Source organism: Roseibium aggregatum, from assembly GCF_017309185.1.
Classification (GTDB): Bacteria; Pseudomonadota; Alphaproteobacteria; order Rhizobiales; family Stappiaceae; genus Roseibium; species Roseibium aggregatum_B.
This window is the reverse complement of the sequence record NZ_JAEKJZ010000001.1, coordinates 1086766-1102895: the sequence shown is the minus strand read 5'-3', so window position 1 is coordinate 1102895 and position 16130 is coordinate 1086766. Positions and strand designations below refer to the sequence as shown.

General features: G+C 59.5%; 13 protein-coding genes. 10 read left to right on the top strand and 3 right to left on the bottom strand.

All coding sequences use genetic code 11. The annotated features are described in order from the left end of the window. The first annotated feature begins 142 nt into the window (after positions 1 to 142). Together JF539_RS04780 and JF539_RS04775 are read left to right on the top strand one after the other, a co-directional pair. Entirely contained in the window at positions 143 to 1123 is a 981-nt protein-coding gene (locus JF539_RS04780; RefSeq protein ID WP_207139189.1) for a LysR family transcriptional regulator, read from the top strand. A gap of 11 nt (positions 1124 to 1134) precedes the next feature. Continuing rightward, on the top strand, positions 1135 to 2175 hold the full coding sequence (locus JF539_RS04775; RefSeq protein WP_207139188.1) for an isopenicillin N synthase family dioxygenase: 1041 nt from the start codon (positions 1135 to 1137) through the stop codon (positions 2173 to 2175). Between the two features lie 140 nt (positions 2176 to 2315). On the opposite strand, the gene cysN is transcribed toward JF539_RS04775, so the two are convergent. From cysN to cysQ, 3 genes are all read right to left on the bottom strand, one after another. Then, the gene (cysN, locus tag JF539_RS04770; protein ID WP_207139187.1) at positions 2316 to 4250 is read right to left on the bottom strand and encodes a sulfate adenylyltransferase subunit CysN; all 1935 of its coding nucleotides are present in this window, start codon (positions 4248 to 4250) and stop codon (positions 2316 to 2318) included. Between the two features lies 1 nt (position 4251). Further along, complete coding sequence (cysD, locus tag JF539_RS04765) at positions 4252 to 5181, bottom strand: sulfate adenylyltransferase subunit CysD (protein ID WP_419247661.1); 930 nt, start codon at positions 5179 to 5181, stop codon at positions 4252 to 4254. A 74-nt stretch (positions 5182 to 5255) separates the two neighbouring features. Beyond that, the gene (gene cysQ, locus JF539_RS04760; RefSeq protein ID WP_207139186.1) at positions 5256 to 6077 is read right to left on the bottom strand and encodes a 3'(2'),5'-bisphosphate nucleotidase CysQ; all 822 of its coding nucleotides are present in this window, start codon (positions 6075 to 6077) and stop codon (positions 5256 to 5258) included. Between the two features lie 324 nt (positions 6078 to 6401). Between cysQ and JF539_RS04755 the strand changes: the two genes are divergently transcribed. The 8 genes from JF539_RS04755 to JF539_RS04720 all read left to right on the top strand — a co-directional run bounded on the left by JF539_RS04755 (position 6402) and on the right by JF539_RS04720 (position 16107). Next, complete coding sequence (locus JF539_RS04755; protein ID WP_328809197.1) at positions 6402 to 7004, top strand: PilZ domain-containing protein; 603 nt, start codon at positions 6402 to 6404, stop codon at positions 7002 to 7004. A 130-nt stretch (positions 7005 to 7134) separates the two neighbouring features. Next, positions 7135 to 7629, top strand: a complete 495-nt coding sequence (locus JF539_RS04750; protein ID WP_207139184.1) for a PilZ domain-containing protein — start codon at positions 7135 to 7137, stop codon at positions 7627 to 7629. Positions 7630 to 8103: 474 nt separating this feature from the next. Beyond that, complete coding sequence (locus JF539_RS04745) at positions 8104 to 9519, top strand: YfcC family protein (protein WP_207139183.1); 1416 nt, start codon at positions 8104 to 8106, stop codon at positions 9517 to 9519. Between the two features lie 67 nt (positions 9520 to 9586). Continuing rightward, positions 9587 to 10939, top strand: a complete 1353-nt coding sequence (locus JF539_RS04740; protein WP_207139182.1) for an amino acid permease — start codon at positions 9587 to 9589, stop codon at positions 10937 to 10939. Between the two features lie 11 nt (positions 10940 to 10950). After that, entirely contained in the window at positions 10951 to 12183 is a 1233-nt protein-coding gene (gene arcA, locus JF539_RS04735) for an arginine deiminase (RefSeq protein WP_207139181.1), read from the top strand. 58 nt (positions 12184 to 12241) lie between these two features. Beyond that, positions 12242 to 13243, top strand: coding sequence for an ornithine carbamoyltransferase (locus JF539_RS04730; protein ID WP_207139180.1), 1002 nt, complete (start codon positions 12242 to 12244; stop codon positions 13241 to 13243). 4 nt (positions 13244 to 13247) lie between these two features. Beyond that, positions 13248 to 14180, top strand: coding sequence for a carbamate kinase (gene arcC / locus JF539_RS04725; RefSeq protein WP_207139179.1), 933 nt, complete (start codon positions 13248 to 13250; stop codon positions 14178 to 14180). Between the two features lie 445 nt (positions 14181 to 14625). Continuing rightward, positions 14626 to 16107 carry a methyl-accepting chemotaxis protein gene (locus JF539_RS04720; RefSeq protein ID WP_207139178.1) on the top strand — a complete coding sequence of 494 codons (1482 nt, stop codon included), beginning with the start codon at positions 14626 to 14628 and terminating at the stop codon, positions 16105 to 16107. The last annotated feature ends 23 nt before the right edge of the window (positions 16108 to 16130 follow it).

Below are 16130 nucleotides of genomic sequence, written 5' to 3'. Positions count from 1 at the left end.
CCCTTCCCACGACGCCGGACTGCGGGAGGAAACCTTGGTTTATGTCCTTGTGAATTGAAATAGATCACCGTACTATCGTCCAATCAAGGTGCATTTTTTTGCATTTAATGCAGCCTATCGTCTATTATTATGGACACTTGATATGGACTTCCAGTCACTTGAAGCTTTTGTAAAAATTGCAGAATCTCGGTCTTTGTCGGCCGCGGCAAGGCTTTATGACTTACCCAAGTCGACGATCAGCCTGCGATTGAGGCAACTTGAGGAGCAGATTGGCGCGGAATTGTTCACACGCCAGGGCAAGTCCCTGGAACTGACGGACGCCGGCCGGGTCCTTCTTGAGCGCGCGCGCCACATTCTCGCGCTTTGCGACGATGCGCGCACGGCGGTCAGTTCGGTGCAGGAAGACGCGGCAGGCGTGATCAAGATCGGTGCAACGGGCGAGTTCGGCACCGCGCTCAACGCGCAGATGCTCAGCGCTTTCCGGCAAACCTATCCCAAGATACAGCTCGACCTGGTCTTCTTCTCTCCGTCGATGTTTCTCGACCTGTCGCGCCAGCGCACGTTCGACGCCGTTCTTTCCTTCAATGAAGACGGACGCGCGGACCGCCACGCCGAGGTGCTCACCACGGTCACGCATGGTCTCTATGCAAGCCCGCATTACCTTGACGCGTTCGGCACGCCGGCCGATACGGCAGCGCTTTCCGCTCATCGGGGCGTTCTTTACAGGACACCGGACGGGATTCAGTCCTGGAAGCTGAAACGCAAGAACCGCTCCGTGGAAGTGCTTCCCCCCGGCGATATCGTCGCCAACGATTACTGGACGCTGAAATACTTCGCTGTCGCGCGCGCCGGCATCGCGCTGCTGCCCCAGTTTTTCACAGAGCTCGAATGCCAGCACAACCATCTGGTTCCCGTCCTGCCCGAATGGCGAACGGAGCCCCGGCCGATCTGCATCCGGGTTCCCGACCAGCGCTATGTCGCCCCAAAGACAAGGGCATTCATCGATTTCTGCAAAACCTATTTCCAGCCCGGCTTCGCCTTCGCCGGGCCCCGCTATTACGTGGAGGCCCTGCAGGTTCCCGCCGGTATTTCCTCCAAACTCTCCCAAGACGTGACAGACTAAAGGAGTCTCCTGTGGCTACACTCATCACCGGCAACGGAATTCGCCAGCTCAAGGACGGCGGTCTCGACGCCGCACCCGTTCCCTTCGACAGCCTGCCTGTAATCGATCTCGCACCGATCTTCGGTCAGGACCTGGAAGCCAAAGCAAGGCTCGCGGAAGATCTGCGCCGGGCCTGCACCGAAGTCGGTTTCTTCTACATCAAGAACCACAACGTGCCGCAGGCCGTGATCGACGGCGCTTTTGAAACCGCCAAACGCTTCTTCGCCGAGAGCCAGGAAGACAAGATGGCGATCCATGTCGCCAAATCCAAAAACAACCGCGGCTACGCGGCCCTTCTGGAGGAAAACACCGATCCGACGGCCCGCGGCGATCTCCATGAAAGTTTCGACATTGCCCTTGAAGTGCCCACCGACGATCCGGATGTGCTTGCGGGCAAGGTCCTCTACGGTCCGAACCAGTGGCCTGAAAACGATGCGGCTTTCCGGAACAGCGTGGAAGCCTATTACTCGGAAATGATCAAGCTCAGCCACCACCTGCTTCATGCCTTCGCGCTGGCACTGGAGCTGGAAGAAGGTCATTTCGACGCCCTGGTCGACAAACCGCTGGCGACCATGCGCCTGCTCTACTACCCGCCGCAATTCGGCGAGATCGACGACCGGCAGATCGGCATCGGCGCGCACTCCGACTATGAGTGCTTCACCATCTTGTGCCAGGACCAGATCAATGCGCTCCAGGCCCTGAACACAAACGGCGACTGGATCTCGGCGCCTCCTTTGCCCGGTCACTTCGTGGTGAATGTCGGGGACCAGATGGCCCGCTGGACCAACGATCTGTTCACCTCCACAATTCACCGTGCGATCAACCGGTCGGGACAGGAGCGCTATTCGATCCCGTTCTTCTTCGGACCGAACTACGATACGCTGATCGAACCGCTTGAAAGCTGCGTGGACGAGACCCACCCGCCGAAATACGACCCCATCACCTCCGGCGCCTACATCAACGGACGCTTCGCCGAAACGCTGGCGCACTACGATCCCACCAAGGGCGATTGACCGGGCGTATGCACGCCCATCACAGGGCATGTGCAAGTAGAAACCGACCGCTAAACAAAAACGGCACGCTGACGATCAGCGTGCCGTTTTTTCCGTTGGGAGTCCGCGAAACACGGGTTCTTGAAAACCCCTTTGCGTTACTAGGACCCTTCGCCGTTCGTTCCGCCGCCATTGAGAATGCCGCGCTCGCGCAGGTAGGCGATGACCTCCTCCGCGACGTCCTGCGGGTCCTTGCCGACGTTCTTCACGTGAATTTCCGGGGTCTCCGGCGCTTCATAAGGACTGTCGATGCCGGTGAAGTTCTTGATCTCGCCACGGTCCGCCTTGGCGTAGAGCCCTTTCGGGTCGCGCTTGCGGCATTCCTCGATGGGCGTGTCGACGAACACCTCGATGAACTCGCCATCCTCCATAAGATCCCTCGCCATGCGGCGCTCGGACTTGAACGGGGAAATGAAGGACACCAACGTGATCATGCCCGCATCGGTGAAGAGCTTGGCAACCTCGCCCACCCGGCGGATGTTCTCCACCCGGTCGGCGTCGGTGAAGCCGAGATCCTTGTTGAGACCATGGCGGACATTGTCGCCGTCGAGCGTATAGGTGTGCTTGCCTTCGATATGGAGTTTCTTCTCCACGATCGAGGCGATGGTTGACTTGCCCGAGCCGGACAGCCCGGTGAACCAGAGCACGGCCGGCTTCTGATTGAGTTTCTCCGAGCGCGCCTGCTTGTCCACATCGAGCGCCTGCCAGTGAATGTTGCTTGCCCGGCGGAGCGCGAACCAGATCATTCCCGCGCCGACCGTCGCGTTGGACAGCCGGTCGATCAGGATGAACGACCCGGTCGTCCGGTTTTCCTCATAGGGATCGAACGGCACCGAGGTGGACAAGGCAAAGTTACAGAACGCGATCTCATTCAGCTCCAGCGTCTTGCCGGCCACGTGTTCGAATGTGTTGACATTGATCTTGTGCTTGATTTCGGAAACCGTCGCCGTGACCGTGCGCGTCCCGATCTTCAGGAGATAGGGCCGGCCCGGCAGGAGCGGCTCGTCGGACATCCAGATGACGTGGGCCGCGAACTGGTCCGCAACTTCGGGTCGGTGCGCCGTCGACGACAGCAGATCGCCGCGCGAGATGTCGATCTCGTCTTCAAGACTGATGGTGACCGCTTCGCCGGCCGCCGCGGCGGACACTTCCCCGCCTGCCCCGACAATGCTCTTCACCTTGGAGATCTTCGCCGGTCCCGCGACCACCAGGTCGTCGCCGACCGCGACCCGGCCGCTGGCGATGGTGCCGGAATAGCCCCGGAAATCGAGATTGGGCCGGTTCACCCACTGAACCGGGAAACGGAACGGCGCCTCAAGCGCGTGCTCGCCGACCTCGATGCCTTCCAGGTGCTCCAGGAGCGTCGGCCCGGAATACCAGGCCATGTGCTCGCTCTTGATGGTAACGTTGTCGCCGTATCGGGCCGACATCGGGATCGCCTGCAGGGTTTCGAAATCGAATCCGTTGGCGAAAGTCTCGAATTCCTTGCGGATCTCGTTGAAGCGCTCTTCTGAAAAGCCGACCAGGTCGATCTTGTTGACCGCGAGCACGACGTGGCGGATGCCGAGAAGCGAGGCAATGAAGGCATGGCGGCGGGTCTGCACCATCAGGCCGTTGCGCGCATCCACAAGCAGAACCGCGAGGTCGGCGGTCGAGGCGCCGGTCGCCATGTTGCGGGTGTACTGCTCGTGTCCAGGCGTGTCGGCGACGATGAACTTGCGTTTTTCCGTGGCGAAGAAGCGATACGCCACGTCGATGGTGATGCCCTGCTCGCGCTCGGCCTCAAGACCGTCGACCAGAAGCGCCAGGTCGATCTCCTCGCCGACGGTGCCGTGCTTCTTGGAGTCGCGTTCCAGAGCGGCGAGTTGATCCTCGAAGATCAGCTTGGTGTCGTAAAGGAGACGCCCGATCAGGGTCGACTTGCCGTCGTCGACGGAGCCGCAGGTGAGAAAACGGAGCTGGTCCTTGGATTCCTGCGCGAGGATATAGTCGTTGACCGCAGCTTCGGCGGCGTTCTGGATGTCTGTGTTTGCCATCTTAGAAATACCCTTCCCGCTTTTTCTTTTCCATCGACGCGCTTTCATCCTTGTCGATCAGACGGCCCTGGCGCTCGGACGTGCGGGCAATCAGCATTTCGCGGACGATCGCGGGCAACGTGTCGGCGTCCGATTCAATCGCACCGGTCAGCGGATAACAGCCAAGCGTCCGGAAGCGGACCATTTTTTCCACGACCGTTTCACCCGGAAGCAGCTTCATGCGCTCGTCGTCGACCATGATCAGCATGCCGTCGCGCTCCACCACCGGGCGCTGGGCGGCGAAATAAAGCGGCACCATCGGGATGTTTTCCGTCAGGATGTACTGCCAGATATCGAGCTCGGTCCAGTTGGACAGCGGGAAGGCCCGGATGCTCTCCCCCTTGGAAATGCGGGCATTGTAGAGGCTCCAGAGTTCCGGACGCTGGTTCTTGGGGTCCCAACCGTGGTTGGTGTTGCGGAAGGAGAACACCCGTTCCTTTGCGCGGGACTTTTCCTCGTCCCGGCGCGCGCCGCCGAAAGCCGCGTCGAAGCCGTATTTGTTCAAGGCCTGCTTGAGAGCCTCGGTCTTCATAATGTGCGTATGCACCGAAGAGCCATGCTCGAACGGGCTGATGTTCTTCTCAATCCCTTCCGGGTTGGTGTGGACGATGAGGTCCATGCCGAGGCGTTTGGCCGTTTCGTCTCGGAAGGTGATCATGTCCCGGAATTTCCAGGTGGTATCCACATGAAGCAGCGGAAACGGCGGCTTTGAAGGATAAAAAGCCTTCATGGCCAGGTGCAGCATGACGCCCGAATCCTTGCCGATGGAATAAAGCATCACCGGATTGGAGAACTCGGCCGCCACTTCGCGGATAATATGGATGCTTTCCGCCTCGAGACGCTTCAGATTGCTGAGGCGCTCGGGCGTCATGCCGTGAGATTGCATGTTCATTATCGCTTTCCCGTTGGACCGGCAAACCGGCCTTTCCATTCGTTAAACTGAGTTCGGTTCCCTTCGGCGGCGCCTCACGCGGCCGACGCGAGGTCTGGCAGCAGCGCCTTGCTGCTGACGGCGATGAAATGCGGGTTGCGCAAGTCGTCCTTGCCGGCGTTGTCCGCGACCCGGTAGACGAAATCTTCTCCGGTCTCGGCAAAAACGACGCTGCCGCCGGCCGCGCGCACCACGGCATCGCCCGCCGCGATATCCCATTGCATGGTCGGCGCCAGGCGCGGATAAAGATCCGCCTTGCCAGCCGCAACCCAGCAGAGCTTGAGCGAAGACCCCACGGAAAGCGTCTCTGCCACATTCAGCCTGCCGATGAGCTCCGCGGTTTCCGCGGACATGTGGGACCGGCTGGCGAGAACGCTAAGGCCGGTTTCCGGCGCCGCTCTGACCGCGATAGCCTCGATGTCGGTCACGGCCCCGTTGTCGATCCGTCCCTTGAAGGCCGATGCCGACGCACCGACCCAGTAAATTTCGCCGAGCGCCGGAGCTGCCACAACGCCGAAGACGGGCGCTCCTTCCTCGACAAGAGCGATATTGACCGTGAATTCGCCGTTCTTCTTCAGGAACTCCTTCGTGCCGTCGAGCGGATCGACCAGGAAATAGCTGCTGCCGACACGCGGAAGCTGACCGGCTTCAACCGCCTCTTCCGCGACCACGGGCACATCGGGGAACCGTTCGGCCAATCCCTTCAGGATAATCTTTTCCGCTGCGGCATCCGCCACCGTGACAGGTGAGCCGTCCGCCTTGTTCTCAACCTCAAACGGTTCCGCGTAGATCTTCAGGATCTCCTCTCCGGCCCGGATGGAAAGCTGGATCAAATAGGATATCTGTTCTTCGGTCATCAGCGCCTCAACTCACGCGTTAATCTTCCGACCTACCTCCTCTCAACTTGGGAACGAGGAGAAAATCGATCTAGTTTTCAAATAATTTAGAGCACCCAACGTCTATCCGACGGAAGGATGCTCCGAGTACAGCACATTGTCAGCCCGTTTTATTCTGCGACCTATAAAAAAAGACTAATTGTGTCAATTCAAGGAATAGCATTCCACGATTAGTGCCAAAAAGAAAATTTCGCCAAGCCATCGCGAGATCACCCGGGGTTTTGTTTCGTTTTTCGGAGAAACAAGTTCGAATTTTAGAAAAACTCACCTAAACTTCTGCTTGTCATGGTGAGGATTCACGGATTGGCAAGGCATTTGTGTCCAAATACAAGAAAAACAATCATATGTCGCCCCAGAGACAGACACAGATGTGAGTCAAGGATGCCGGAACTTAGTTCAGCGCCGCCGACAATACCAGCGAATGGAGACGATGACCGCGAACTGGTCCCACGCGCACGGCGGGCGCGCGTGTTCAAGAAAGGCAAGATGGTCTTTCAGAACGGTTTGAGGTCCCTTCCCTGCACCGTCCGGAACATTTCCGACGGCGGAGCGATGCTCCAGTTCGATCAGGCTTATCTGCTTCCCAAGGAATTCGAGCTGCATATCGATCTGGAAGATTACGAGGTCACCTGCGAAAGACGCTGGGAAGAAGGGCTGCGATGCGGCGTGCAGTTCATCAGCGAGAAACGTCCGGTTCACCAGCAGCGCGCCCAGGTACTCAAAAGCTCGGACGAGGCACTCAAAAACGACATTGACGAGCGCCACGACAGCCCGGACAACTTCTTCACCAGGAAGCACTATTACGCCCAACAGGAAACCGCGCCCGAACCGGCACAGAATGTCCGGCCGGCCGGTGGCGGAAAGCCGGGTTTCGGAAAAAGACGGTAGCTGCGCTTCGTGCCGGGCAGGATCTCCCGCTCCTTCACGAATTGACAATGTCTTTGTTGCTAGTCTCGTGAGACGGGACGGCCGGTGGCGGCCGGACGCCCCTCAACGACGTGACCTGGACTGACCGACTATGGAAACACGCGCCTCTCAAGGACCGGCAGACGAGGACGGCGATTACAAGGAACGCGCCCCAAGGCCCCGCTCCCTGAAAAGGGGAAAGCTGGTCTTTCAGCGCGGCCTGCGGTCCGTTCCCTGCATCGTGCGCAACCTTTCCGAAAACGGCGCCAAGCTGGAATTCGAGCAAGCCTTTCTTTTGCCTCCGGAATTCGTTTTGCAGATCGACCTCGAAGATTTCGAGGTCACCTGTGAAAAACGCTGGGCGGACGGCCTGCGCTGCGGGGTCGAGTTCATCAGCGCAAAACGCCGGGTGGGCAAGTTGCGCTCCCAGGTGCTGCGGGCCTCCGAACAAGCAGTGGCCGAAGCGCACGACGACCGGCAGGTCTCACCGGACGATTTCTTCGCCCGCAAACGCAACAGCGAAAAACAAGTGCCGGCCCCGTCCGAGCCCGTTCGGGTTTCCAGACCGTCAGGTGCCGGCAAATCCGGATTCGGCATGAGACGCTAACCGTCCGGGAGAGAGCCAAAGGTCTTCCACCGGACTGCGGCTGCCTCTGTCCGGAGGCACCAGAAGTCTTGGCCAATGGCACTTGGCATTAAATTTCGATGCGCTTGCAGAATTCCAGCAGCTTCAGAGCCCAAAGCCAGAACTCGCAAAAGTTTTACTCTCACAATACACAATCTTATTATTTCTATAAATATAGACCTTAAGTCAAACACATAAAACCGCCGCAAAACAACTAAATTGCAGATAAAATTCCTGTCATCCAATTTAATTACTTGAATCTCCCTTCGCAAAAATTTACCGCACCGCAGCAATCAAGCGTCTTCACAGCGTCACACGCTTCATTTTTACTTTTCACATTCCAAAATTTGCGCGACGCATTCTAAAAACTACGTATACTACCGGAGTTGTTATCAATTTCCCTGTGCAGCAGGCTTAGAGCCTCTCACGGATTTCACACCGTCAACGGGTCTGAAAATGTCCAAGTTCCAATTCCCGACAGCTTTCACGATTCTCTTCGCACTGATCGTCCTGGTGGCGGCGGCCACCTGGATCGTTCCGGCCGGTCAATACGACCGGGTGGAAAACGAGGCTTTGGGACGCGCCGTGCCGGTGCCAGGCACCTACCACACGGTTGAAGGGGATCCGCAGGGTGTTGTCGACGTCTTCATGGCCCCCATCAGAGGCCTCTACGATCCGGATACAAACCAGGCCAACGCGATCGATGTGGCGGTCTTTGTGCTCGTCATCGGCGGTTTTTTGATGGTCGTCACCCGCACCGGAGCGATTGATGCGGGAATCGGCAAGGTGATGGTAGCCCTGAAGGGACAGGAACGATGGATGATTCCGATCCTGATGGCCTTCTTTGCCGCCGGCGGCACGATCTACGGCATGGCGGAAGAGTCCCTCGCCTTCTATGCGCTAATCATACCGGTGATGATGCGCGCGGGATACGACACGGTCACGGGCGTGGCCATCATCATGCTGGGCGCGGGGATCGGCACGCTCGGCTCCACGATCAACCCCTTTGCGACCGTGATTGCCGCCAACGCCGCGGGCATTCCCTTCACCGACGGCATTTTCGCGCGCGTCATCATTCTCGTGCTCGGCTGGCTCGCCTGTGTCATCTGGGTGATGCGCTATGCCGAAAAGGTCAAGGCGGATCCGTCCAAATCGCTCGTCTACGATATGAAAGCCGACAACGAGGCGCATTTCTTCAAGGGAACAGCGGCTCGGACAGACGATGAAGACAAGGGTACGGAGTTCACGCTGACGCACAAGATCGTGCTGACAATCTTCGTGCTGAGCTTCGCACTTCTGATTTACGGCGTTTCGGTGCTCGGCTGGTGGATGGGCGAGATGTCGGCCCTGTTCCTGGCCGCGGCCATTCTTGTGGGGGTCGTCGCCCGCATGGGGGAACATGAATTCGTCGACACCTTCATAGACGGTGCGCGCGATCTTCTCGGGGTCGCGCTGATCATCGGCGTCGCCCGCGGCATTGTCGTCGTCATGGACGCCGGCAAGATCACCGACACCATCCTTTACTGGTCTGAACAGGCGGTGAGCGGTCTGGGCACAACCGCCTTTATCAACGTCATGTTCTGGCTCGAGGTCGCCCTGTCCTTCTTCGTGCCGTCGTCATCGGGCCTTGCGGTTCTGACCATGCCGATCATGGCGCCGCTCGCCGATTTCTCTTCGGTCAGCCGCGACGCGGTGGTCACCGCCTACCAATCGGCCAACGGGCTGGTGAACCTGATCAACCCGACCTTCGCCGTCGTCATGGGCGGGCTGGCCATCGGACGCGTCTCCTACGACAGGTGGCTGCGGTTCACATGGCCACTTCTTGTCATTCTGGCGGTCCTGATCACGGTGGTGCTCAGCGTGTCCGTCTGACCGTTGCGACCGTTCGACGGCTGCCATGCAGCCGTCCTTGTTTCAACACTCGAGCGACTGATCGAACATGGCGGACGTTTCCACTCCCGAAACCGCGAAAGATCTGGGGCTGATTGCGTGCACCGCTCTCGTGGTCGGAAACATGATCGGCTCGGGCGTTTTCCTGCTGCCTGCCTCGCTCGCCGGATTCGGCGCCATCTCGCTCTACGGATGGACCCTGACATCTCTCGGCGCCATAACGCTCGCCCTTGTCTTCGGGCGGCTCGCCCGGCTGACGGCGAAACCCGGCGGCCCCTATACCTACACACGCGAAGGATTCGGAGACTTCGCGGGATTTCTGATTGCCTGGGGGTACTGGATCGCGCTCTGGTCGGGCAATGCGGCCGTTGCTGTCGCATTCGTCGGATATCTGGCCTTCCTGTTCCCCGCCATCGGCGAAAACAGCCTGTACGGGCTGGGCACGGCCCTGACCGCGATCTGGGTCCTGACCATGGTCAACATCCGCGGTGTGAAGGAGGCCGGGTTCGTTCAGGTGCTTACCACCGTCTTGAAGGTACTGCCGCTGCTCGCCATCGGTCTGTTCGGCTGGTTCTGGTTGCAGCCGGAGCATTTCACGCCGATGAACGTTTCCGGAAAATCGGACATTGCGGCAATCTCGGCAACCGCCGCACTGACTTTGTGGGCGTATCTCGGTCTGGAGTCGGCCACCGTGCCGGCCGGCAACGTGTACCGGCCCGAAGTCACCATTCCCAGGGCGACCATTATCGGCGTGGTCTTTGCCGCAGCCATCTATATTTCGGTAACGGCCGTCGCCATCGGGGTCCTTCCGGGAGCAAGGCTCGCGGCCTCAGCCGCTCCCCTCGCCGACGTCGCCTCCAGCATGTGGGGCGTCACGGGCGGAGTTCTGGTGGCAGCCGGCGCCGTTGTCTCCACGTTCGGAACGCTCAACGGCTTTACCCTGCTGTCGGGCCAAGTGCCCTATGGCGCCGCGCTCGACCGGGTCTTTCCGGATATCTTCGCCAAGGTGACCGCTTCCGGCACACCGGCCAACGCTCTGGTCATTTCGAACCTTTTGGCCAGCATCCTGATCGTCATGAACTTTTCCAAGGGGCTCGTCGAAGCCTTCACCTTCATCATCCTTCTGGCCACCATGGCGAGTCTCGTGCCCTACGCCTTTTGCGCAGCGGCGGAAATCGTCATCCGACTCAAGCGCGGCGAAACACTGAAAGACCGATCGCTGATCGGCATCGGCGGTCTCGGACTGCTCGGTTTCGTCTACTCCCTGTGGGCTGTCTACGGCTCGGGGGAAGACGTGGTCTTCTTTGGCTTCCTTTTGCTGCTGGCGGGCATACCGGTCTACGTACTGATCCGGTTGCGGCAGGCGGGACAGCCGACCGACGGCTCTCTACAAATCGACTAATGGAGGAAAGCATGGCGACGTTGGGTGTGCATTCGGAGATCGGAAAGCTTCGAAAGGTAATGGTGGCACGGCCGTCGGTGGCGCATGAGCGACTGACCCCGGGCAATTGCCACGACCTGTTGTTTGACGATGTGCTTTGGGTCCATCAGGCCCGGGTCGATCATGACGACTTCCGCCTGAAGATGAAGGCGCATGACGTTGAGGTTGTCGACCTTCAGGATCTCCTGGCGGAAATGCTCGATCAGGTGCCGGAAGGGCGCAAATTCGTGCTCGATCGCCGGATCACCGCCAATCTGGTCGGACCTGGCTTCGCCCGGTTCATGCGCCCGTGGCTGGACGAACTGGACGGCGCCAAGCTGGCCAGACTGCTGATGGGCGGCATCACGATCCATGATCTGCCGCAGGAGATGGTGACCCCGCTGGTGCGCTCGATAGTCGACCCTACGGAATTCCTGCTCAACCCGATCCCGAATTCGCTGTTCCAACGCGATCCCTCCTGCTGGATCTACGGCGGCGTGACGGTCAATCCGATGTTCTGGCCGGCCCGCAAGCCGGAGACCCTCTATCAGCGGGCGGTTTACAAGTTCCATCCGATGTTCACTCAGGAAGAGTTCGACATCTGGTGGGGTGACAGCGACGAGGATTTCGCAAGCGCCAGCATGGAAGGCGGCGACGTAATGCCGATCGGCAAGGGCGTCGTGCTGATCGGCATGGGTGAACGCACCACCCGGCAAGCCGTCCAGCAGGTCGCCGAGCGCCTGTTTGCGAAGGAGGCGGCCGAGCGCGTTATTGCCTGCGCGATGCCGAAAAGCCGTGCCGCAATGCACCTTGACACGGTGTTCTCCTGTCTCGACCACGACAAGGTCACAGCCTTCCGGGAAGTGGTCGACGAGATCACCTGTTTCAGCATTCGGCCCGGGGACGGCGTCCAGATCATCGATGTGCGCAAGGAAGACGCGCATCTCTTCGACGTCTACAAGGACGCCCTCGGCCTCAAGGACCTCACGGTCATCGGAACCGGCGGCAATGATTTCCAGGCGGAACGGGAACAGTGGGACGACGGCAACAACGTGGTCGCGCTCGCGCCCGGCGTCGTCGTCGGCTACGACCGCAATACCCATACCAACACGCTTCTGCGCAAGGCCGGCATCGAGGTGATCACCATCCACGGCTCCGAACTCGGACGCGGACGCGGCGGCGGTCACTGCATGACCTGCCCGATCCTGCGCGATCCGGCTTACTGAGCGTGACACCTTCGCGGCACCACCGCGGAACGATCAATGAAAACATGGGAGACGTGACATGGCATTTAACCTTCGCGGCCGCAGCTACCTGAAAATCGCCGACTTCAGCCAGCGCGAAATGCTCTATCTTCTGGACCTCGCCCGGGACCTGAAGCGGGCAAAATACGCCCGTTCCGAACAAAAGGCTCTGGCGGACAAGAACATCTGCCTGATCTTCGAGAAGACGTCGACGCGCACCCGCTGCGCCTTCGAAGTCGCGGCCCACGACCAGGGCGCGCATATCACCTATCTGGACCCGTCCGGCTCACAGATCGGTCACAAGGAATCCATGAAGGACACCGCCCGGGTTCTGGGGCGCATGTTCGACGCCATCGAGTTTCGCGGCGCCGGCCAGAAAATGGTCGAGGAACTCGCCCAATACGCGGGCGTGCCGGTCTATAACGGCCTGACGGACGACTGGCACCCGACCCAGATGCTCGCCGACATGCTGACCATGGTGGAGAATTGCGACAAGCCGCGCAGCCAGATTTCCTATGCGTTCTGCGGCGACGCCCGCAACAACATGGGCAACTCGCTTCTGATGCTCGGGGCCATCATGGGTATGGACGTGCGGATGGTCGCGCCGAAGGCAAACCAGAACCACGATGACGTCATCGAAGCTGCGAAAGCCCGTGCGGCGGAGACCGGCGCGCGCATTACCATCACCGACGATGTCTCCCAAGGCGTCAAGGGCGTCGACTTCGTGCACACCGATGTCTGGGTCTCCATGGGTGAACCGGCCGATGTCTGGGAAAGCCGCATCAAGCTGCTCACGCCCTATCAGGTCAACATGGACCTGATGAAAAAGACCGAAAACCCCCGGGTGAAGTTCATGCATTGCCTGCCGGCCTTCCACAACACGGAAACCAAGGTCGGCAAGGACATCCACGACAAGTTCGGCATTTCCGAAATGGAGGTGACCGAAGAGGTTTTCGAAAGCCCGATGAACATCGCCTTCGAGCAGGCGGAAAACCGCATGCACACGATCAAGGCGATCCTGGTCGCAACGCTTGGAGCATGATGCCATGAGAGTCGTTGTCGCGCTCGGTGGCAACGCTCTTCTCCGCCGGGGAGAAGAGATGACCGCCGAAAACCAGAGGGCCAACGCCCGCATCGCCGCCAAGGCCCTCGCTCCGATCGCGGCGGAACACGAGATCGTGGTCACCCACGGCAACGGTCCCCAGGTCGGCCTTCTGGCGTTGCAGGAAGCGGCTTACGAGGAGGTGGAAGAATATCCGCTCGACGTTCTGGGAGCCGAGACCGAAGGCATGATCGGCTACATGATCGAACAGGAGCTGGGCAACCTTCTGCCGTTCGAAAAGCCGCTTGCGACCATCCTGACCATGGTCGAGGTCGACCCCGACGACCCGGCCTTTCAGGACCCGACCAAATTCATTGGCCCGGTCTACTCAAAAGAAGAGGCGGAAAAGAACGCCGCTGAAAAAGGCTGGTCGATCAAGGCCGACGGCGACAAGTGGCGCCGGGTTGTCCCCTCGCCCCAGCCGAAACGCATCTTCCAGCTTCGCCCGATCAAGTGGATGCTGGACAAGGGCGTGGTGGTGATCGCCGCCGGCGGCGGCGGCATTCCAACCATGTACGGCGCGGACAGCAAGCTGACGGGGGTCGAATGCGTCATCGACAAGGACCGATGCTCGGCGCTTCTTGCCAAGGACATCGAGGCGGATGCCTTCGTCGTCGCCACCGATGCCGACGCGGTCTATCTCGACTGGGGCAAGCCCGGCCAGAAAGCGATCCGCCTGGCAGGTCCGGACGCCATGGACCAGTTCGACTTTCCCGCGGGCTCCATGGGCCCCAAGGTGGAAGCCGCCCAGGACTTCGTCCGCGCCACCGGCAAGAAGGCGGTGATCTGCACTCTTGCCGACGTGCCTGCCGCCCTTGCGGGGGAAAAGGGAACCACCATTTCCGCGGACGCCGGAGAGGCAGTCTACGACAGTTGAACGGCCCCGCCCGGGGACGGCCCGTCTTGCCTGACGCGCGTGCCGGACGGGCCGGACAACGGCTTGTCTGCCGGCCTCTGCTCAGGACGAGGTGCGGGGCGCTCCGGCGCGTCAGAGGCTCATGACCGGCGGCTGCGGCCGCCCCTCGTCGCCGCCTGCTTCCACCTCCACTCCCCCAGAAGAATTCGTAAGTAATTTCCCGAATCAACCTATCCGCACTTTTCCGGATAAAACTCAACCAAAGATTTATTTTTGCAATGCAAAATAAGCAATTATTTATTTCGCTAAACTTTTAGTATTATTGACCCCCTATTCGTTTACCTAAATTTTTTTTAATATTTTTTGCTTGCTCTGACGCAGGTGAAACTCAACTTAGATAGAATTTTATTTACTTTTTCGACTTAACTTAAGCTTCAACTCGTGTTTTTTGAGCTGGAGACAGTCAATGCAGTTTTTAACCGGATCCTCCTGGAAAGCGATCGTAGAGGCCTTCAGCCGGTCCCAGGCCATGATCGAATTCACTCCGGACGGAACGATCCTGACAGCAAACCAGAACTTCCTGGATGCGCTCGGCTATTCGCTTGAGGAAATCCGGGGGCGGCACCACAGCATGTTCGTCGGATCCGACTACGCTCAAAGCGCTGAATACAAGACCTTCTGGCGCGACCTCGCGAACGGCGCATTCAATGCGGCCGAGTTCCAGCGCTTCGGCAAGGGAGGCAAGGAAATCTGGATCCAGGCCTCCTACAATCCGGTGTTGAATGCGTCGGGCAAGGTCATCAAGGTCGTCAAGATCGCCTCCGATATCACCGCGCGGAAATTTGAAGTGGCGGACATGGAAGGCCAGATCAAGGCGATCAACCGGGCGCAGGCAGTGATCCATTTCGAACTGGACGGCACGATACTGGATGCGAACGAGAACTTCCTCGGCGCGATGGGTTACGGTCTCGACGAAATCAAGGGCAAACACCACAGGATGTTCGTCGACAGTAACTTCTCGGAAGGTGCCGAATATCAGCAATTCTGGAAGGACCTGGCGGCCGGCGAATTCAAGACGGGGGAGTTCAAGCGCGTTGCGAAAGGCGGCCGGGAGATCTGGATCCAGGCCTCCTACAACCCGATCTTCGACGCGGCAGGCCGGCCGTTCAAGGTCGTGAAATTCGCAACCGACGTCACGCAACAGGTTCAGGAACGTCACCGCAAGGCGGATATCCAGAAGAAGATCGACGCGGACCTGTCCGAGATCGCAAGCTCGGTCGCCTCGACGACGGATCGGGCGGCGGAGTCCGCAAGCGCGTCCGAAAAGACATCTTCCAGCGTTCAGACCGTCGCGGCTGCCGCGGAGGAACTGTCCGCCTCCATTCAGGAGATCAGCCGGCAGGTGCAAACGGCCATGGAAGTCTCGCGGAACGCCATCGGCGAGGCGGAACGGTCCAGCCAGATCATGTCCGGCCTTTCGGAAGACGCCAAGACGATCGGCTCGGTGATCGAACTGATCGACGGCATCGCAAACCAGACCAATCTTCTGGCGCTGAACGCGACCATCGAGGCCGCACGCGCCGGCGAGGCCGGCAAGGGCTTTGCGGTGGTTGCATCCGAGGTCAAGAGCCTCGCGTCGCAGACCAGCAAGGCGACGGAGGAAATCTCCTCTCAGGTCGGCTCGGTCCAGTCGACCACGGAAAGCGCCGTTGAGGCCATTCAAACCATCATGAAGGTGATCAACGACATCGCGGACATTGCGACCGGAATATCCTCCGCAGTGGAGGAACAAACCGCCGTCACCCAGGAAATTTCCTCGAACATGCAGTACGCGTCTCAGGGCGTGGAGCAGATCACGACCAATATCCAGTCGATCTCCGCCACGACCTCGCAAATCAATGCCGCGACGCAAAGCGTCCGAGAAGCCTCGCAGGCGATCTCGGCGTAACATCACGCAAAGCGTCATGGGCC